At 69.1% G+C, this 19,125-nt stretch carries 20 protein-coding genes; 11 read left to right on the forward strand and 9 right to left on the reverse strand.

Annotated features, from left to right (window positions below; translation table 11 throughout):
• Positions 1-24 precede the first annotated feature (24 nt).
• The 4 genes from KBZ33_RS08170 (at position 25) to KBZ33_RS08185 (ending at position 3,460) form a co-directional block, all read left to right on the forward strand.
• Complete coding sequence (locus KBZ33_RS08170) at positions 25-750, forward strand: class I SAM-dependent methyltransferase (protein ID WP_315859170.1); 726 nt, start codon at positions 25-27, stop codon at positions 748-750.
• Complete coding sequence (locus KBZ33_RS08175) at positions 750-2,402, forward strand: peptide chain release factor 3 (protein ID WP_254952253.1); 1,653 nt, start codon at positions 750-752, stop codon at positions 2,400-2,402. The genes KBZ33_RS08170 and KBZ33_RS08175 overlap by 1 nt, the downstream gene beginning before the upstream one ends.
• Positions 2,403-2,509: 107 nt before the next feature.
• A complete protein-coding gene (locus KBZ33_RS08180) occupies positions 2,510-2,749 on the forward strand; it encodes a hypothetical protein (RefSeq protein WP_254952252.1) in 240 nt (79 codons plus the stop codon).
• A gap of 24 nt (positions 2,750-2,773) precedes the next feature.
• Positions 2,774-3,460, forward strand: coding sequence for a CPP1-like family protein (locus KBZ33_RS08185; protein WP_254952251.1), 687 nt, complete (start codon positions 2,774-2,776; stop codon positions 3,458-3,460).
• On the opposite strand, the gene hslO is transcribed toward KBZ33_RS08185, so the two are convergent.
• Entirely contained in the window at positions 3,457-4,374 is a 918-nt protein-coding gene (gene hslO / locus KBZ33_RS08190) for an Hsp33 family molecular chaperone HslO (RefSeq protein WP_254952249.1), read from the reverse strand. The genes KBZ33_RS08185 and hslO overlap by 4 nt on opposite strands.
• Before the next feature lie 25 nt (positions 4,375-4,399).
• Positions 4,400-5,053, reverse strand: a complete 654-nt coding sequence (locus tag KBZ33_RS08195) for an ABC transporter ATP-binding protein (RefSeq protein ID WP_254952247.1) — start codon at positions 5,051-5,053, stop codon at positions 4,400-4,402.
• 79 nt (positions 5,054-5,132) lie between these two features.
• On the opposite strand from KBZ33_RS08195, the gene KBZ33_RS08200 reads away from it, so the two are divergent.
• Positions 5,133-5,579, forward strand: coding sequence for a DUF3531 family protein (locus KBZ33_RS08200; RefSeq protein WP_254952246.1), 447 nt, complete (start codon positions 5,133-5,135; stop codon positions 5,577-5,579).
• Entirely contained in the window at positions 5,579-6,382 is an 804-nt protein-coding gene (locus KBZ33_RS08205; RefSeq protein WP_254952245.1) for a 16S rRNA (uracil(1498)-N(3))-methyltransferase, read from the forward strand. Before KBZ33_RS08200 ends, KBZ33_RS08205 begins: the two co-directional genes overlap by 1 nt.
• On the opposite strand, the gene KBZ33_RS08210 is transcribed toward KBZ33_RS08205, so the two are convergent.
• Positions 6,348-6,725: a hypothetical protein gene (locus tag KBZ33_RS08210; protein WP_254952244.1), complete on the reverse strand. Its 378-nt coding sequence runs from the start codon at positions 6,723-6,725 to the stop codon at positions 6,348-6,350. The genes KBZ33_RS08205 and KBZ33_RS08210 overlap by 35 nt on opposite strands.
• Positions 6,726-6,816: 91 nt before the next feature.
• Between KBZ33_RS08210 and KBZ33_RS08215 the strand changes: the two genes are divergently transcribed.
• Positions 6,817-7,578 (forward strand): TIGR00297 family protein, encoded by a 762-nt coding sequence (locus KBZ33_RS08215; RefSeq protein ID WP_254952242.1) that lies wholly within the window; start codon positions 6,817-6,819, stop codon positions 7,576-7,578.
• Here the strand turns inward: KBZ33_RS08215 and KBZ33_RS08220 are convergent.
• From KBZ33_RS08220 to KBZ33_RS08230, 3 genes are all read right to left on the reverse strand, one after another.
• Positions 7,502-8,494: a sigma-70 family RNA polymerase sigma factor gene (locus KBZ33_RS08220; protein WP_254952240.1), complete on the reverse strand. Its 993-nt coding sequence runs from the start codon at positions 8,492-8,494 to the stop codon at positions 7,502-7,504. The two genes, KBZ33_RS08215 and KBZ33_RS08220, sit on opposite strands and share 77 nt — an antisense overlap.
• Before the next feature lie 160 nt (positions 8,495-8,654).
• Positions 8,655-9,341, reverse strand: a complete 687-nt coding sequence (locus tag KBZ33_RS08225; protein WP_254952238.1) for a GDSL-type esterase/lipase family protein — start codon at positions 9,339-9,341, stop codon at positions 8,655-8,657.
• A 23-nt stretch (positions 9,342-9,364) separates the two neighbouring features.
• A complete protein-coding gene (locus tag KBZ33_RS08230) occupies positions 9,365-10,543 on the reverse strand; it encodes a pyridoxal phosphate-dependent aminotransferase (protein ID WP_254952236.1) in 1,179 nt (392 codons plus the stop codon).
• Positions 10,544-10,609: 66 nt separating this feature from the next.
• Between KBZ33_RS08230 and KBZ33_RS08235 the strand changes: the two genes are divergently transcribed.
• From KBZ33_RS08235 to KBZ33_RS08250, 4 genes are all read left to right on the forward strand, one after another.
• A complete protein-coding gene (locus tag KBZ33_RS08235) occupies positions 10,610-11,281 on the forward strand; it encodes a uracil-DNA glycosylase family protein (RefSeq protein WP_254952234.1) in 672 nt (223 codons plus the stop codon).
• A gap of 30 nt (positions 11,282-11,311) precedes the next feature.
• Positions 11,312-12,565: a (E)-4-hydroxy-3-methylbut-2-enyl-diphosphate synthase gene (gene ispG, locus KBZ33_RS08240; protein WP_254952232.1), complete on the forward strand. Its 1,254-nt coding sequence runs from the start codon at positions 11,312-11,314 to the stop codon at positions 12,563-12,565.
• 69 nt (positions 12,566-12,634) lie between these two features.
• A complete protein-coding gene (locus tag KBZ33_RS08245) occupies positions 12,635-13,966 on the forward strand; it encodes a S41 family peptidase (protein ID WP_254952230.1) in 1,332 nt (443 codons plus the stop codon).
• A gap of 19 nt (positions 13,967-13,985) precedes the next feature.
• Positions 13,986-14,201 carry a DUF6737 family protein gene (locus tag KBZ33_RS08250; protein WP_254952228.1) on the forward strand — a complete coding sequence of 72 codons (216 nt, stop codon included), beginning with the start codon at positions 13,986-13,988 and terminating at the stop codon, positions 14,199-14,201.
• Between the two features lie 10 nt (positions 14,202-14,211).
• On the opposite strand, the gene KBZ33_RS08255 is transcribed toward KBZ33_RS08250, so the two are convergent.
• From KBZ33_RS08255 to mfd, 3 genes are all read right to left on the reverse strand, one after another.
• Positions 14,212-14,382, reverse strand: a complete 171-nt coding sequence (locus KBZ33_RS08255) for a hypothetical protein (protein ID WP_254952226.1) — start codon at positions 14,380-14,382, stop codon at positions 14,212-14,214.
• Between the two features lie 59 nt (positions 14,383-14,441).
• Entirely contained in the window at positions 14,442-15,146 is a 705-nt protein-coding gene (locus tag KBZ33_RS08260; protein ID WP_254952224.1) for a hypothetical protein, read from the reverse strand.
• A 344-nt stretch (positions 15,147-15,490) separates the two neighbouring features.
• Entirely contained in the window at positions 15,491-19,093 is a 3,603-nt protein-coding gene (gene mfd / locus KBZ33_RS08265) for a transcription-repair coupling factor (RefSeq protein ID WP_254952222.1), read from the reverse strand.
• Positions 19,094-19,125 lie beyond the last annotated feature (32 nt).

The following is a 19,125-nucleotide window of genomic DNA, read 5'->3' on the forward strand; positions in this document are numbered from 1 at the left end:
AACGGCACCCTCCCACCAGCCACGGTGCCTACAGAGGCGAACTGGGAGGGTGGCCAGATGGAGCGACGCTGCGAACCGGAGCTGATGGAGGACGCGCTGCAGGCCGAGGCCTATGCAGCGGCGGATTTCTCCCGTAGCGACCAGGCGGTCCTAGGCAGGATCGAAACCCTGCTGGGATCTCGGGGGGAAGGGGACGGGGAAGGTCTGCATGTGGTGGATCTGGGCTGCGGGCCCGGCAACATCGCCTTGCTTCTGGCCCGACGCTGGCCCGAGGCCAACGTGATGGGGATCGATGGCTCCGCCGCGATGCTGGCCATCGCCGAGCGGCGGCGACGCGCCGATCCCGCCGGCACGGGCCGCCTGCAGTTCCGCCAACTGGTCCTGCCCAGCCCACAGCTGGAGGGACCCGTCAGTGCCGTTGTCAGCAACAGCCTGCTGCACCATCTCCATGACCCCGGCGTGTTCTGGCAGAGCGTGCGGCAGCTCTCAGCACCGGGCACGAGCCTCTACGTGAGGGATTTGCGACGGCCCGCGAGCGACACCGAACTGGACGCCCTGGTGCACCGCCATGCCGCTTCGGCACCGGAGGTCTTGCGGCGGGACTATGCCCATTCCCTGCGGGCCGCCTTCACCTGCGCCGAGGTGGTGGGCCAACTTGAGGCCGCCGGGCTCGAAGGCCTGCAGGTGCTGGAGGTGGACGACCGCTATCTGGAGATCCAGGGCCCCAGCCTGCCTGGCAGGCTGGCTTGATGGTCACCAGCTCCTCGTCTGCCCCTGTTCCTGATTTCGACGCCGCGGCCCTGGCGGCGGCGGTGAGTCGGCGGCGCAATTTCGCGATCATTTCCCACCCCGATGCGGGCAAGACCACCCTCACCGAGAAGCTGCTCCTCTACGGCGGTGCCATCCAGCAGGCCGGGGCGGTGAAAGCCAAGGGGGAACAGCGCAAGGTGACCTCCGACTGGATGGAACTGGAGAAGCAGCGCGGCATCTCGATCACCTCGACCGTGCTCCAGTTTGATTACGCCGGCAGCACGATCAACCTGCTCGACACCCCCGGCCACCAGGACTTCTCCGAGGACACCTACCGGACCCTGGCCGCCGCTGACAACGCCGTGATGCTGGTGGATGCGGCCAAGGGTCTCGAACCGCAGACCCGCAAACTGTTCGAGGTCTGCCGAATGCGGCGGATCCCGATCTTTACCTTCATCAACAAGATGGACCGGCCGGGGCGTGACCCCCTAGAGCTGATCGATGAGATCGAGCAGGAGCTGGGCCTGGCCTGCTGGCCGGTCAACTGGCCGATCGGCAGCGGCGACCGTTTCCGGGGCGTGATCGACAGGCGCTCCCAGGATCTGCTGCTGTTCGAACGGGCTGAACGCGGCCGGCAGAGCCTGGAGCGGCGCCTGGCTCCCGGGGATCCCGACCGCGCTCAGCGGGTGGAAGCGGAGTTGCTGGAGCAGGCCCTGGAGGAACTGGAGCTGGTGGAGGGCGCCGGAGCGGCCCTGGATCTGGAGCAGGTGCACGCCGGTGAGCTGAGTCCGGTGTTCTTCGGTTCGGCGATGACCAATTTCGGGGTGCGTCCCTTCCTTGATGCCTTCCTGGGGCTGGCCCAGCCCCCGGTGGCCCGCGAGAGCGACCAGGGGCCGGTGGATCCGCTGCGGCCGGAGTTCAGCGGCTTCGTCTTCAAGCTGCAAGCCAACATGGACCCCCGCCACCGGGACCGGGTGGCCTTCGTTCGGGTCTGCAGTGGCCGCTTCGAAAAGGACATGAACGTGCGCCACGCCCGCAGTGGGCGCACCATCCGCCTGTCGCGGCCCCAGAAGCTGTTTGGCCAGGACCGCGAGGTGGTGGACGACGCCTACCCCGGCGATGTGATCGGCCTCAACAACCCCGGCATGTTCGCCATCGGCGACACCCTCTACACTGGTTCCCGGGTGGAATACGAGGGCATTCCCTGCTTCTCGCCCGAGATCTTCGCCTGGCTGCGCAATCCCAATCCCTCGGCCTTCAAGAGCTTCCGCAAGGGGGTGAACGAGCTGCGCGAGGAGGGGGCCGTTCAGGTGCTCTACGACATCGACCCCAGCAAGCGGGATCCGATCCTGGCGGCGGTGGGCCAGCTGCAGCTTGAAGTGGTCCAGTATCGTCTCGAGAACGAATATGGCGTCACCAGCCGGCTGGAACCGCTGGAATTCAGCGTTGCCCGCTGGGTGAGCGGCGGTTGGCCGGCCCTCGAGAGCGTCGGCCGTCTGTTCAACTGCAAGACGGTTCGCGATGCCTGGGACCGGCCGGTGCTGCTGTTCCGCAACGACTGGAATCTGCACCAACTGCAGGAGGACCATCCGCAGCTGGAGCTGCACGGGGTGGCGCCTGTGGTGAGTGGCGTGGAACCCATCGCCCTCTGAGCCAGGGTCCCGACGGCGCCACGGGAGGAGACCCTCCCTCGCGCCAGGCGATCGGAGAGGGCAGAATGAAGCAACAATTTGTCACGCCGCAGCGGACGGTCACAGCGATGCCTCGATCCGTGACGCCATCCCAGCTCTGGCTGGTGCGTCCCCGCAGCGACGGGGGCAGTGATTACGTCAGTTTCCAGCCCTCGCAAGGGGCCGTGGAGATGCGTGAGGGCAGCCACCTGCCGCCCCAGATGCCTCTGCTCAAACGGCGCCGTTCGCTGGCCATCGAGGAAGCCGAGGCCTGCACCCGCCGACTGCAACAGGAAGCGGGATATCACCGCAGTGAACCGCTTTTTTAGTCCTGGCTCGATACGATCGGTGGTATGAACCAAGGATCTGACCTGGCCCAGCCGTCCCCTGACGCCTCCGATCCGTATGAGCGGCTCGGCGTTGCTCCTGATGCTTCCTTCGACACTGTCCAGGAGGCCAAGCTGGCGCGGCTGGATGAGGCCGGTGACGACCCCATGGTTCGCTCTCGCATCGAGGCCGCCTACGACGCGGTGTTGATGGATCGCTTGAAGGAACGCCAGCAGGGCCGGGTCAGCAGCGCCGCCCGCTCCGCCTCCCAGAGGGAACAGGCCTCACCGCCACCGAGCCGTCCGGCCCTGTCCGCCCTGCCGAGCCTGCCCCAGCTCCCCCCATCCCGGCTTCCCCGTCCCAGCTTCTCCCTGCCCCAGCTGCAGTTGGCCACCGGCCGGGAACTCTGGTTTCCCCTGGCGGCCGATGGGGTGCTGCTGGTGTTGCTCGTGCTGATGCCCGGAGCCGCCCCCGAACTGCTGACGGCGCTGGCCACCGGGGTCACCCTGCTCAACCTGCAGCGGCGCCGTGGCAAGTTCCTGGCAGCGGTGGGCTGGTCCTTCGCCCTGCTTTGCCTGGGTCTGATCCTGGGCGGTCTGCTGGCGAGCGGATTCGGCCCCAGCCTCAGCCAATCCCTGCCGGTGACCAGCCTGCAGCTGCAGAGCATCCCGGCCATCCTGCTGCTGCTGCTCGGCGCCCTGCTGATCGCCTAACTCACAGGGGCCAGCTCATCGATCAGTTCCTGCAACTCGGCGGCCTCCACCCGGTACACCGCATTGCAGAAATGGCAGGTCAGCTCCGCTTGGCCGTCCTGATGGAGCATGTCGGTGAGTTCATCGCGGCCCAGCAGCTTCAGGGCGCTGACGCTGCGGTGGCGGCTGCAGGGACAGTGGAACTGGACGGTCTGCTCGATCGAACCTGCCTCGAGGGGCTGGGGATCGAGGTCCGGAAAGATGTCCTCGAACAGGGCATGGAGCTGGTCGGCATTGGCGGCGAGCCGCTCGCTGAAGCCACTGATTTCCCGGCAGCGCTCCTCCAACAGGGCCACCAGGGCCGGTTCCCGCGCCGCTTTCGGCAGCACCTGCACCAGCACACCCCCGGCGCAACGGACGCCGGTGCTGTCGATCGTCTCGCCGACGAACAGGGCCGAAGGGGTCTGCTCGGAGTGGAGCAGGTAGGAGGCCACGTCCTCGCCGATGCCGCCGCTCACCAGCTCCACGGTGCTGCTGAAGGGTTCCCCCTGGCCCCGGTCCCGCACCACGTGCAGGTAACCGGTGCCGGTGGCGCGGCGGAAGTCGAACTGGTGGCCCCCGGCCGCATCGCTCAGCAGATCCAGCTCCAGCTCGGGCCGGCCCACGTAGCCGCGCACCGTGCCATCCCGGCCCGCATCCACCATCAGACCGCGCAGGGGACCATCGGACTGAATGCGCAGGTTGACCCGACCATGGGCCACCTTCATCGAGCTGGCCAGCAGCAGGCCCGCGCTCATGGCCCTGCCCAGCAGGGCCGTTGTGAGGAAGGAGAGACCATGGCGTTGGCTGGCCTGGCGGCTGGCGGACGTGGTGGTGACCGCCACCATGCGAATGCCACCACCGGCACCGGTGGCCCTCAGCAAGCGATCCCCCATCAAGCCGTTCCCTGTGATCCGGTCGTCATCGTAAGGAGCCGGACTGCAGCGCCTCCAGGGGCCTCAGGGTTCCCTGCTCCAGACGCCAACCTCGCTCGATGACGCCCCGGAACAGTTCGGGTTCGTGGGTGACCACCAGCAGGGCCCGTTCTTTGGCCAGATCCCCCAGCAACTGGAGCACCTCTTCCCGCACGGTCCAGTCGAGGCCGGCGGTGGGTTCATCCAGCAACAACACCCTGGCCTCACGCACCAGCTGGACCGCCAGGGCCAGGCGGCGCTGCTGGCCGCCGCTGAGGCGTTCCGGCGCCTGCTGCAGGGAGAGCCTGCCGAGGCCCACCTGCTCCAGGACAGCCTCGGCCTTCTCGGCGGTGAGGCGGCGCTGGCCCAGCTTCAATTCCTGACCCACCGTCAGGCCGAGGAAATGGCGTTCCGGGAACTGGAACACCAGCCCGCACAGCCAGCGCCGCTGACGGCTGCTGAGGACCTCGCCCTGCCAGAGGAAGCGACCGGCGTCGGCGTCGGCCAAGCCGCAGATCACCTCCAGCAACGTCGTCTTGCCGCTACCGCTGCGGCCGGCCACCAGGGCCGGAGATCCCACCGTCAGCTGCAGCGACACGTCCGCCAGCACCGGCGCCGGCGCCGTGGCGGGGTGGTACCGCAGACCGATGACATCGAGCATGGCACCAGCATGCCGCCCGGCCCTGCGGCGGGGGAGCGTGTTGGATGGGAGGACGTGCGCGCCGTTCGCCCCTTTCCCCATGGATGTCCGATTTCGCGAGGTGGATCCGTTCAACTGCTGGATCTGGCTGCACTTCTCCGACCAGCCCGGTGGCGCCGAGCGGGGCTACGTGGAAACGGCCCTCGACAGCTGGTTCTTCCTGGGCAAGCTGGGCGCCTTCAACGCCGAGAACCTGCAGACCCATGAAGGGGGTGTGGATCTCGGTTGGCTCCCTTACGACACCGAGGCCGCCGAGCGCAGTCTGCCGGCCCTGATGCACAACATGGGGCCGATGGAATACCAGGACGACTGGGCGCGCTGCTGGGTCGACCTGGGCACCAGCGATGCCCTGGCCCTCGATGTGCTGATCAACGCCCTGCGTCAGCTCGACAATGACGTGCTGGAGATCACCGAGCTGGTGATCGGCGGGCTGAACGAGGACTGGCCGATCGAGGAGGAACCCGACAGCCCCTTCTCCAGGGACTGATGGGGCGGGAGTTACGGCGGCTGCTGATCGCCCAGGAGCGAATCGCCGCCCTGGCGGGCGATCGGCAGGAGCTGCCTTGGCTGGACCTGGAGCCCCAGGAAGGCCATTACCTGGAACGGGTGCTGCGCTATCACCCGGGCGATCGGCTGGCGCTGGTTGACGGCGTCGGCCAGCTCTGGACGGCGGTGCTCGAACCGGAGCGGCGGCTGCGGCTGGAGCAGCCGCCAGAGGCGCCCCTGCTGCGGGAGCCGGCCGTCACTCCGCCCCTGGTGCTGGCGATGGCCGTGCCCAAGCGGGAGGCGGATCTGGTCTGGCGCATGGCCACCGAACTGGGCGCCAACCAGCTCCAGCCCCTGCTGGCCCAGCGCAGCGCCCCTGGTGAGCGCTGCCCCCTGGACCGCTGGCGGGGGATCGTGCGGGAGGCCACCGAGCAGTGCGAACGGCTGTGGCATCCGCAGCTGGAATCCCCCTGTGAGACCAGGGCCTGGCTGGCGCGGCCGGCCCCTGGGATCTCCCTGCTGGCGACGACCCGCCGGGACGGCCTACCGCTCTGCAGTCAGCGCCTGCGGCAACTGGCCGAGGGGTCAAGCGACCGCGATCTCGCCGCCGGCATCCGGCTGGCGATCGGTCCGGAAGGGGGCTGGAGCCCCGAGGAAGAGGAACGGGCTGAATCAGCAGGCTGGCACCCCGTGAGCCTGGGGGGATCGATCCTGCGCACGGCCACCGCCGCGGTGGGCGGCTTGGCCTTGCTGGCTGACTGGCGCGCGCTCAGGAGCGCATCATGCCGGCCGCCATCTCCTTGAACACACCCAGATTGGCCCCGGGGGTGCGGCGCTTCATCGGCGTAGCCCCGCCCGCTGTGACGCAGTCGGGGGCGAAGGTGGCCAGCGACGGGGCCGGCCGAAGCGCCTCGGCAGCAGCCAGCTCGGCGGCAATCGCTTCCGCCGTGGTGAAGCCGGGAACGGGCTGGGGGGTTCCCTCGGCGACCGCAGCCATGGCGGTGGGCGCGGCGGTGGACGCAGCGGTCTGGGGAGCGGACGTCGCTTCGGGCTTGGGCTCGGCCTTGGGAGGTGCCACCACCACCGGGGGGGCGTTGCCTTCGCCGCCACCCAGATCGAGGAAGAACTTGGGTCGTTTGAAGACCATTCGCAGCACCACCGGATGCAGGGATTATCCGCCGAGGCCGGCACCCGGGAGCGAGTCGCTTAGATCTGTGCAACACATTCGGGTCCCCGCCATGGTGTCGTTGCCGCCCCAGGACCCTCTGCACTGGCTGGCGGCCCTGGCGATCAACGCTCTGCTGATCGCCGTCGCCCAGCGCCTGCCCCTGCTGACCCGGGCAGGCTGGGTGCACGCCGGCGTGCTTGGCACCCTGCTGTGGGGAAGCCTCGGCTGGCGTGGCTGGCTGGCGGTGGTGGCCTATCTGGCCCTGGGCAGCCTGGTGACCAAGCTGGGCTTCCGCCGCAAGCGGGAGCTGGGCCTGGCGGAGGCCCGCGACGGCAGGCGCGGCCCGGAGAACGTCTGGGGCTCGGCCCTGGTGGGAACCCTGCTGGCCCTGCTGGCCTGCCGGGCGCCAGCGGCCGCGTTGCCCCTGCTGCTGGCCGGCTTTGCCGCCAGCTTCGCCGCCAAGCTCGCTGACACCTTTGGCAGCGAGATCGGCAAACGCTGGGGCCGCCACACCGTGCTGATCACCAGCCTGCGGCCGGTGCCGCCCGGCACCGAGGGGGCCATCAGCCTGGAGGGCACCGCCGCCAGCCTGGCGGGCAGCGTCCTGATGACCCTGACCCTGCTGGCCCTTGGCCTGATCCGTGGCTGGCCCCTGGCGCTTCTGGTCAGCGGCGTCGGGCTGGTGGCCACCCTGGCGGAGAGCGTCGTGGGAGCCAGCCTGCAGCAACGCTGGGGCTGGCTCAGCAACGAGGTGGTCAACGGGCTGCAGACGCTGCTGGCGGCCCTGCTGGCCATGGGCCTGGTGCACTGGCTGGCGCCTGGGGCGGGCTGAGTCCCTGCTCCCGCCAGGCGAGGGCGGCACGGCGCAGGCGATCGAGGGCGGCATCGCAGCGGCGCTGGGCCTGGCGGGCAGGGATCCCAAGCTGCCGGCCCAGCTCCACCCAGGTGCAACCCACATCGATCCGGCCCACCAGCAGCTCCCGTTCCCGGGGGTCGAGATCCGCCAGCTGCTGGCGCAACCATTGTCGCTCGGCGCTGCGGGCTTCGCTGGTGCCCAGCGGCTCTTCCTCCCCACCGGGAGCCGCGGGGGAGGCCAACAGGTCCAGCAGGCAGCCGGCCGCGTCGACCTCGCCCCCACCCTGGCCAAGGGGGGCATCCAGACTGCGCACCCTGCCGGCACTGCGGAGCTGCAGGGCTTCCTCGAGCCTCTCCGGTTCGCAGGCCAGCCGATCGGAGAGGGCGGCCGTAGGCAAGGGATCCAGCCCCTGGCGGCGGCGAGCCTCCTGGAGACTGAGCACCTGCTGGTGCAGATCCCACAGGGGTCGGGGCGGACGTACCAATGCCTGGCGATCCCGCCGCTCCCGCCGCATCGCCCCCTGCACGTATGGCACCGCGAAGCTGCTGAGGCTGACGTTGCGATTGGGGTCGAAGGCCTCGACCGCCCGGATCAGGCCGAGGCTGCCCACCTGGGCCAGGTCCTCGAAAGCCAGGCCGGCTTCGCTGCTCTGGCGTCCGGCGATGGCGTACACCAGCGGCAGGTTGTCCTCCACGAGAAGATTGCGCCAGCGCAGCCGACTGAGGGGATCGGTGGCGGCAGCGAAGGCCTTGAGCCGGCGACGGTTGCGGGTGCGGCGATCCACGATCGCCTCGGGGATCTCGCGGCAGCCCAGGCAGAGATCCGGCTGCGGCGCCCGGCGGCTCGCCAGCAGCGCAGGGGCCGGAGGAGGGAGTGGCGGAGGTCGATCCATGGCAGTGGTTCCAACAGGGTCGGTTTCTTCAGAGTCGCGGCAGGCAGGCGGCACGGGTTCACCGGATGGGGGGAGTTCCCTTCCTCCGATCGGGTGATGCCATCAGAGCCAACTAGGTGCAGCGAACCAGGATCAGTGCGCAGGGATCACTGCGCCGCGATCACGACGCCGCTGTCACGCTGCTGTGGGGATCCAGCTCGGCCCAGTGCAACAGAGCGCCCCAGGCGCGCAGACGTCGGTAGAGCTGGCCGTGGCCGTCGCCATTGAGATGCAGGCCGTCGCTGCACAACCATTGCAACCAGTGAGGGTCGGCCAGCAGGCCATCGAGCAGGGGCAGGAACGGCACATCCGCCTCCATGCAGGCTTCCTCCAGCAGGCCTTCGTAGAGCCGCACGCTGGCCAGGTCGTACCAGAGCATCTCGGCGAAGGGCATCACGGCCTCGTCCACCGGTGTGAGGCCCAGCACGAACACCGGCGCGATCGCCTGCAACCGGGGCAACAACTGCTGCAGGCCGAACAGGAAGGCTTCAGGCGCCAGCTGGAAGCGGCCGTCGGGTCGCCCCACCCGGGCCGTGTCGTTGAGGCCGATCGACAGCAGGATCCCCTGGGGGCGCTGGCGGCGCAGCTCGCCCCGGTGGCTCACTTCCACCTCGGCGCGGGCGGCCAACCGCTCCAGGCCGTCGCCGCGCACCCCCAGGCCGTAGAGGACAGGCCCCTGGGGCAGGTCCATCCAATGGCGGCGCAGACGCTCGCACCAGCCCCCCTGCTCCGGATCACCCCAGCCATACACCCCGCTGTCACCCAGAACCACCAGCTTCCTGGGGACCTGCAGCGATGGGCCCGTCATGGAGCGAACATCCAGCGGGGCGCTCAGAGGCTCTCGCCGAAGCGCCGCAGCCGCTCCAGACCATCGTCGATCGTGGCAGGGGACGCGGCACAGGAGAGCCGGATGCAGCGGTCGTCGCCGAAGGCGGCCCCGGGCACCACTGCCAGGCCCACCTCCTCCAGCAGCCGGCCGCAGAGGCTCATCGAATCAAGGCCCCAGGCGCTCACATCAGGGAAGGCGTAGAAGGCCCCCTCGGGGGATAGCAGGTTCAGGCCCTGAATCGCCATCAGGCCATCGCTGAGCCTGGCGCGCCGCCGACTGAACTCGGCCGCCATCTCCTGGACACAGTCCCGCGAGCCGCTGATGGCGGCCAGGGCGCCGTACTGGGCGAAGGTGCAGACGTTGCTGGTGCTCTGGCTCTGCAGGGCGCTGGCGACGGCCACCACGTGGCGGGCCCCCGCCAGCCAGCCGATGCGCCAGCCCGTCATGGCCCAACCCTTGGCGAAGCCATTAACGATGAAAATGCGCTCGGCCAGGTCGGGGGCCACCGCCGCCAGGCTGTGGTGCACGTGTCCGGGCGACAGCAACATCTCGTAGATCTCGTCGCACACCACCGCCAGGCCGGGATGGCGGCGCAGCACGGAGGCGATCGCCTCCAGCTCAAGGCGGCTGAGCACCATGCCGGTGGGGTTGGAGGGGCTGTTGAGCACCAGCAGACGGCTGGCGGGTGTGATCGCCGCCTCCAGTTGCTCAGGGCTGAAACGAAAGCCGCCGCTGGCATCGGTGCTGAGGCAGCGAACGCTGGCACCGGCCAGCCGAGCCATTTCCGGGTAGCTCAGCCAATAGGGCGCCGGCAGCAGCACCTCGTCGCCGGGATCGAGCAGAACCTGGAACAGGTTGTACAGGGCCTGCTTGCCGCCGTTGGTCACCAACACCTGGTCGGCCCGGGTGGGGACAGCGTTCTCCTGGCTCAGCTTGGCGGCGATCGCCTGGCGCAGCTGCGGTTCGCCGGCTACAGGGCCGTAGCGGGTGTGGCCGGCTTCGAGGGCCTCGGCCGCCGCCTGGCGGATGAAGGCAGGGGTGTCGAAGTCGGGCTCACCGGCACTGAGGCTGCAGATGTCCTTGCCATCGGCGCGCAGCTCACGGGCCTTGGCGGTGATGGCGAGGGTGAGCGATGGCTGCAACGCCTGCGCCCGGGCGGAGAGCGACAACGGGGCCGGCATGGCGGTGGGCGGCGTCTGGAGGGCGCGATTCGGCAATCCGGCCATCTTGCCCTACGCCCCGCGGCCATGGCCAAGAATGGCGCGATGCCCGGCGACCCCCTGCAACCGTCCCTCCTGGGTGAGGCCGTCGCCGCCGGAGACGCGCCCGGCCTCGAGGGACTGCCGCGGAGCTGCCAGGACTGCCGCCGCTGCGGCCTGGCCGCAGGCCGCCAGCAGGTGGTGATCAGCCGGGGCGATCCGTCGGCACGGCTGATGGTGATCGGCGAAGGCCCCGGGGCCCAGGAGGATGCCAGTGGCCGACCGTTCGTTGGACGGGCCGGCCAGTTGCTCGACCAGATGCTGGCCAGCGTGGGGCTGGACAGCGAGCGCGACGCCTACGTCTGCAACGTGGTGAAGTGCCGCCCCCCCGACAACCGCAAACCGACGGCCCAGGAGATGGCGGCCTGCGCCCCCTGGCTCGCCGTTCAGATCGCCGAGGTGGATCCCGCCGTGGTGCTGCTCACCGGTGCCACGGCCCTGGAGGGGGTGCTCGGTATCAAGGGGGGCATCTCCAGGCTCCGCGGCCAGTGGCACCCCTGGCAGGGCCGCTGGGTGATGCCGGTGTTCCATCCCTCCTATCTGCTTCGCAATCCCTCACGGGAGCAGGGTTCGCCCAAATGGCTCACCTGGCAGGACCTCAAGCAGGTGCAGCGGCAGCTGGAGCAGGAGCAGGACCAGCCGCCGTCACCGACTTTGTGACAGGCTTTGGCCACCACCGGCCCACGCGCGATGACCGGCAGCCTGGCCACACCCACCACCACCGCCCCGGGGACCGCCCCCCTCCCGGCCGACTGGGCCCGTGATCCCCGCTTCGAGACGGTGATCCGTCGCCGGCCCACCCGCAGCGTCCGGGTCGGCGCCATGTGGGTGGGCAGCGACCACCCCGTGGTGGTGCAGTCGATGATCAACGAGGACACCCTCGATGTGGAGGGGGCCACCGCCGGCATCCGCCGGCTGCACGAGGCGGGCTGCGAGATCGTGCGCCTCACCGTGCCGAGCCTCGCCCACGCCAAGGCGGTGAAGGAGATCCGCCAGCGGCTGGAGGACAGCTACCAGCCGGTGCCCCTGGTGGCGGACGTGCACCACAACGGCATGAAGATCGCCCTGGAGGTGGCCCAGCACGTCGACAAGGTGCGCATCAATCCGGGCCTGTACGTGTTCGACAAGCCCGATCGCCACCGCACGGAGTTCACCCCGGAGGAGGTGGCGGCGATCGGGGCGCGCATCCAGACCACCCTCGAACCGCTGGTGAGCCTGCTCAAGGAGCAGGACAAGGCCCTGCGCATCGGCGTCAACCACGGCTCCCTGGCCGAGCGGATGCTGTTCACCTACGGCGACACCCCCCTGGGGATGGTGGAGAGCGCCATGGAGTTCATCCGCCTCTGCGACCGGCTCGCGTTTCACAACATCGTCGTGTCGATGAAGGCCTCGCGGGCCCCGGTGATGCTGGCGGCCTACCGGATGATGGCGTTCCGCATGGACGCCGAGGGTTTCCACTACCCCCTGCACCTGGGGGTCACCGAGGCGGGCGACGGGGACTACGGCCGCATCAAGAGCACCGCCGGCATCGCCACCCTGCTGGCCGAGGGCCTGGGCGACACGATCAGGGTGTCGCTCACCGAGGCACCGGAGAAGGAGATCCCCGTCTGCTATTCGATCCTGCAGGCCATGGGGCTGCGCAAGACGATGGTGGAGTACGTGGCTTGCCCCAGCTGCGGCCGCACCCTGTTCAACCTGGAGGAGGTGCTGCATGTGGTGCGCAACGCCACCGCCCACCTGACAGGGCTGGATATCGCCGTGATGGGTTGCATCGTCAACGGCCCCGGCGAGATGGCCGATGCCGACTACGGCTATGTGGGCAAGACCCCCGGCACCATTTCCCTGTATCGCGGGCGGGAGGAGATTCGCCGGGTGCCGGAGGCCGAGGGGGTGGAGGCGCTGATCGCCCTGATCAAGGAGGACGGTCGCTGGGTCGACCCCTGAACGGGGGGCCCTGCCCCGGCAGCGGCGCTACGTTAGATCTACATTTCTGCCCTCTTGAGGATCCCCACCATGGGAAGAGCTCGCGCCACCGTCGTGGTGCTGGTTGGTCTCGGTGCCTGCGCCGCCACCGCGGTGATGGCCCGGGAGATGGTGCTGGCCCCCACCGGAACCGTGTCGATCAGCGACAGCCCCAAGGAGGTGATGGACCAGGCCTGGCAGATCGTCTTCCGCGACTACCTGGACACCACGGGCAAGTACACACCAGAACAGTGGCGCAAGCTGCGGCGCAGCCTGCTGTCCAAGAGCTACAGCACCCCCAAGGATGCCTATGAGGGCATCCGCGGCATGCTCGGCACTCTCGATGATCCCTACACCCGCTTCCTGGATCCGCGGGAATTCAAGGAGATGCAGATCGACACCTCCGGGGAGCTCTCCGGAGTGGGCATCCAGTTGAGCGTCGACAAGGAGACCAAGGAATTGGTGGTGATCTCGCCGATCGAGGGCTCACCCGCCTCCCGGGCCGGCGTGCAACCCAAGGATGTGATCGTCTCGATCGACGGCAAGAGCACCAAGGGGATGAGCACCGAGGATGCGGTGAAGCTGATCCGCGGCAAGGCCGGCACGACAGTCAATCTGGTGCTGCGCCGCAAGGGCCAGAACCTCGACACCCCCCTCACCCGGGAGCTGATCGAGATTCATGCGGTCAACCACCAGGTCAACACCGCCCCCGACGGCAGCAAGATCGGCTACATCCGCCTCAAGCAGTTCAGCGCCACCGCCACCAAGGACATGCGGGCGGCGGTGCGGGACCTGGAGGCCCAGGGGGTGCAGGGCTACGTGCTCGACCTGCGCAGCAACCCCGGTGGTCTGCTGGTGGCGAGCGTCGAAATCGCCCGCCAGTGGATCAATGAAGGAATCATCGTCTCCACCAAGACCCGCGACGGCATCCAGGACATCAAGCGGGCCACCGGCCAGGCCCTGACGACCAAGCCGATGGTGGTGCTGGTCAACGAGGGTTCAGCCAGCGCCAGCGAGATCCTCTCCGGCGCCCTGCAGGACAACAGCCGCGCCGTTCTGGTGGGTCAGAAGACCTTCGGCAAGGGTCTGGTGCAGTCGGTGCGCGGCCTTTCCGATGGCTCCGGCATGACCGTGACCATCGCCAAGTATCTGACACCCCGCAACCGGGATATCCACAAACACGGCATCAACCCGGACGTGCCGGTGAAGATGACTGAGCAGGAGGTGCAGCGGCTCAAGCTGGAAGACATCGGCACCAACCGGGACAGCCAGTACCGGGCGGCCGAATCCACCCTGCGTAAACAGTTGCAGGCCAGCACGGTGGTTGAGAAGGCCTTCCAGCCCGGTAGTGTCAATTTGCCGGCGGCCCTTGCCAAACCCTGATCTGGACGGGCCGGGCGCCTTGCCGGACTCTGTCTGGGACCTCAAGCCTTGGTGGTGTCAGCCCTGGAGCATCCTGCTCACGGGTGTGGCCATCGTGGCCGGCAGCTGGCTTGTGCTGCACCTCTGGTGGCTCACCACTGGGGTCTCGGTGGTGATCGGCGCTTGGTGGCTGTTGTTCCTGGTGCTGATGCCGGCAGCCTGGAAACGGTCGCAGGGCAGCGGCGGCGGTAGCTGAGCCCCCGGGCTCAGGCGACGGGCTGCATCAGCCCGCCACCGGGGGAGGAGTCATCGTCGTCGTTGTTGTTGCCGGCGTCGGACTGGAAGAGGGCGAAGAAACCAAGGCCGAGGACCCCCAGGAAGGCCGGCAGCAGCAGGGGATTCTGGGTGGCGCCCGCGACCTCGATCAACTCACCCATGGGGCCACGTAACGAAAGATGTCGCCATCTTAACGTTCCTTCTCATTCCCGTGGCCGGTTCAGTCAAAGACGTGGCCGTGCTCGTAGCGCTCGGCGTGGCCCGCGGCCTCGGTGAGGGCCGCCACGTTCTCCCGGGTGAAGAAACCGTCGTAGCCGAGGCAGCGCTCCACGTACTCGGTGATCAGCAGGGAGTAGGCGGAGCTGCGCGAGAAGATCTGGCGCAGGTTCGGCTCGTCGCCGCCTTCCCCCACCATGTCGGCAAGGAAGGGGATGCCCAGGTCGCGAAGGGTACGCACCACCACGTCCACGTTCTTTTCACCGTTGCGCTCGCCATCGGCCACCTCGTAGGCGATGTGGTGCGTGCGCCGCCCGAAATTGCGCACGAAATCCTCGGTGGACATGGGCAGGTTGGCCAGGTGCTCGATGCCCAGGATCTTGCCCTCCAGCCCGTGCTCCCGGTGGCAGCGGGCGGCGTCGGTGAGGGGCGCCAGGCCATCGAGGGGCCGGTCGACATCGCCAACCCGGTTGCAGGTGTAGTCGGAAAGAAACGTGAAGCAGAGGTGCCTGAAGGCATCGAAAGGGTTAGCGGTCTCCCCTGGGTAGGCAAAGCGGATGTTCTGGGGTTCGAGGATGGCGCGCAACTCAGAGCAGGAGGACACCTGGAAGATCTCGCCGATGTAGCGGGCGTTGGGCTTGTCCACCTCATACATCGCGTTCCAGCGCGTCACCTCATCCTCGAAATCGTCAAGCAGCGGCTCCAGCACGATCAGGCGCGGAAAGGCTGCGCCCCCCTTGAGCAGGTAGAGGCGGTGGGTGGCGTTGATCCAGCACTCCTAGTCGCGGTAGGGACCGGTGAGCGCCAGCTCCGCCAGGTAGGGCAAGCCGTTGCCGTGGTCCATCTGGATCACCAGGGCCGCCATCGGCCCCACCACCTGCTCCAGCCCTGAATCGGCCCGCCGGGCATAGACGCGAGGCCGAAACTCCTCGAAGAAGGTGGTGTTCCGCTTCTCCCCCTTGGACCGCTAGCTGGCGAGATCGATCATCGGCTTGGGGGACAGACCATCTGCCAGAAAAAAGCGGGCCCGGCCCCAAGCCTCAGCGTTCCCCCTCACACCACCAGCACCGCCGCGTTCGTCGTCGCCTGCTCCGCTTCGCGCTGCTCCGGCGTGAGCCCATCGGCGTCCGGAATCTGGCCTGCCATGGCGGCGAGCCACTCCATCAGCTGCTCCAGCTGCTGGGCGGGGGACAGGGCCCCCAGGCCCCGGGCCAGCACCTTGGCGGTGCTGCCGGCACCGCCCTGATACACCAGCCGGCCATGCAGATGCTGGGGCAGGGCCTGGCGCAGGCGGCGGAAGGCGGGTTCCTCCATCGGCGTTTCCAGGGCGATGTTGGGCTTCTCCGGCTTGATGCGGGAGAAGCCGCAGCGGCGCGCCAACAGCTTCAGTTCCATCAGCTGCAGCAAGCTCTGCACCGGCGCCGGGATGGGTCCGTAGCGGTCGGTCCAGCCGGCGGCCAGCTCAATGAGGGCCGCCTTGCCGCCACACTCGGCGGCGGCCCGGTAGGCGGCCATCTTCTCGTCGGCTTCGGTGATCCAGTCGGCCGGGATGAAGGCCGTCACCGGCAGGTCGATCTGGGTCTCGTCCACCGCCGGGATGTCCTGCCCCTGGATCTCGGCCAGACAGTCCTGCAGCATCTCCATGTAGAGATCGAAGCCGATCGCCTCCATCTGGCCGCTCTGCTCCACCCCCAGCAGGTTGCCGACGCCGCGGATCTCCATGTCGCGCATGGCCAGCTGGTAGCCGGAGCCCAGCTGGGCGAACTCCTGGATCGCCCGCAGGCGCTGGCGGGCCGCCTCACTCAGGGAGGCATCGCCCGGATAGAACAGCCAGGCGTGGGCCTGGATGCCGCTGCGGCCCACCCGCCCCCGCAGCTGGTACAGCTGGGCCAGGCCGAACTTGTGGGCGTCCTCCACCAGGATCGTGTTTACCCGGGGGATGTCGAGGCCCGATTCGATGATCGTGGTGCAGAGCATCACGTCGGCCTCGCCGGCGTTGAAGGCCACCATGGCGCTCTCCAGCTCCCCCTCCGGCATCTGGCCGTGGGCCACCTGGAGCCGCAACCCCGGCAGCATCGTCCGCAGCTGGCCCGCCACCTCCTCGATACCCTCCACCCGCGGCACCACATAGAACACCTGGCCGCCGCGGTCGAGCTCCTGGCGGATGGCGCTGCGCACCGCCTCCTCATCCAGGCTGGCCAGGTGGGTCTTGATCGGGCGTCGCAGCGGTGGCGGCGTGGTGATCAGGCTCATCTCCCGCACCCCCGACAGGCTCATGTAAAGGGTGCGCGGGATCGGCGTGGCGCTCAAGGTGAGCACGTCCACATCCTTTCTGAGCGCCTTGATCTTTTCCTTCTGATTGACCCCGAAGCGCTGCTCCTCGTCCACCACCAGCAGCCCCAGCGCTCGGAAGCCCGTGCCCTTGCCCAGCAGCTGGTGGGTGCCCACCACCACGTCGGTGGCGCCACTGGCCAGGCTCTCGAGGATCGTCTTGCGCTCGGCGGCGGTGCGGAAGCGGTTGAGCAGGGCCACCTTGAGCGGGTAGGGGGCGAAGCGCTCACTCAGGGTGCGCCAGTGCTGCTGGGCCAGCACGGTGGTGGGGGCCAGCAGGGCGCACTGCTTGCCGGCGGTGACCGCCTTGAAGATCGCCCGGATCGCGACTTCCGTCTTGCCGAAGCCCACATCCCCGCAGACCAGCCGGTCCATCGGCTGCACCCGCTCCATGTCGCGCTTGACGTCCACGATCGCCTTGAGCTGGTCGGGGGTGGGGTCGTAGGGGAAGGAATCCTCCAGTTCGCTCTGCCAGGGGCCATCGGCGGGGAAAGCGAAGCCCGGCGCCTGGTGGCGCTCGGCGTAGAGCTTGACCAGATCCATCGCCACCTTGGCCACCGCCTTGCGGGCCCGCTCCTTGGCCTTGGTCCAGGCCGTGCCGCCCATGCGGTTGAGCTCCGGCGGGCTGTCGCTGCTGGCCCGGTAGCGGCCGAGGCTGCCCAGCTGGTCGGCGGCCACCCGCAGCAAGCCATCGGCGTACTGCACCACCAGGTAATCGCGGGCCTCGCCGCCGATGGCCAGCTTCTCCAGCTTCAGGAAGCGGCCGATGCCGTGGTTGCGGTGCACGACGAAGTCGCCGGGGAGCATCTTGCCCGGATCCACCGTGCGGCTGGCGGCCTTGCGGCGCCGGCGCACGTAGCCGCCGCCAGCCAGGCTGTGCTGGCCGAAGATCTCCCGGTCGGTGAACAGCACCAGCTTCCAGGCCGGCAGCTGGAACCCCTCCAGTTCGGCGGTGCCGCGCAGCTTGAGCGCCACCGGGGTGGCCTGCTCCACCAGCCGCTCGATGGCCGGGAAGTCGCGGGCATTGGGCACGAAACGGGTGACGCACTCGTGCTCCTCCAGCAAGGCCACGGCACGGGAGGGCTGGGCGGAGACGATCCAGAGCCGGGCCTTGTCGCGCAGGTGCCCCTTGATCTGCTCAGCCAGGCGGCCGAACTGGTTGGGATGGGCCGGCAGCGGCCGGCTGGCCAGATCGAGATCGTTGGGATGGCGGTCGCTCTCGTGCAGCTCCGCCAGATCGAAGCCCGGGAAGGCCTCCGCCTCCGCCAGGGCCGCCGCGATCGGCCGGTGCAGCAGGCCGGGCAGGGGCAGGGGGGGCTCGCCGCCACCGTCGCCGTCCCCTGTGGCTTTCACCACCTCCCCGTGGTGGTCGGCGGCATGGTCGAACCACTGCTGGCCATGGGCCAGGCACTGGCGCCGCTCATCGATCGCCACCAGGGTGCCGGCCGGCAAATAGTCGAGCAGCGACGCCGGCTGCTGCCAGGCCAGGCCCATCAGCCGCCGCATCCCCTCCGGCGTGCCGCCCTCCAGCAGCTGGTCGAGGGCGGCGGGATCCAGCAGTCGCTCCAGGCCCTCGGGCATCTGATCCCGCAGGGCCTCGGCGATCAGGGGGGCATAGCTGGTGGGGGTGAGGCGCACCCGCTCAATCACATCGAGGGAACGCTGGGTGGCGGGATCAAACTCCCGCAGCTTCTCGAGGTCTTCACCAAAGAGCTCCAGTCGCACCGGCAACTCGGCGCTGACCGGGAACACATCGACAATGTCGCCGCGGCGGCTCCAGGTGCCCTCCTGCTCGATCGTGGGCACCTTCTCGTAGCCCAGGCCGGCCAGGCTGAGGGCCAGCTGCTCGAGATCGAGGCGGTCGCCCCGGCGCAGGGTGAGGCAGCGGGCCGCCAGCAGCGGTGGCGGCGGAAGGTGGGGCTGGAGGGCCCGCTCGGTGGCCACCACGGCGAAGCGGCCACCGCTGGCCGCTGGGGCGCCGTCCCCGTCGCCCAGCAGTTCGGCGAGCACCTGCAACTGGCCCCAGGTGATCTCGCTGGTGGGGTCGAAGGGCTCGTAGGGGGAGCCCTCGCTGGTGGGATAGAGCTGACACAGGGGCCAGCCCATCAGCTCCAGCAGGGAGGCCCAGCGCCCCGCCTCCTCCAGGCTGGGCACGATCACCAGCAGGGGGGCGTCATCGCAGCCCGCCAGGGCACTGGCCACCAGCGCCCGCGCCGCCCGTCCCGCCCCGCTCAGCCGCAGCCGCTCGGGCCGCTCGCAGCGCGCCCTCACCTCAGCGGTGAGGGTGGCGGCCTGCAGCTGGCGCACGAGGGCGTGGAGGGGCATCGCAAGGCGGGATCAAACCAAAGCTGATCTTG

It is taken from the genome of Cyanobium sp. Cruz-8D1 (assembly GCF_024345975.1).
Taxonomy (GTDB): domain Bacteria; phylum Cyanobacteriota; class Cyanobacteriia; order PCC-6307; family Cyanobiaceae; genus Cyanobium.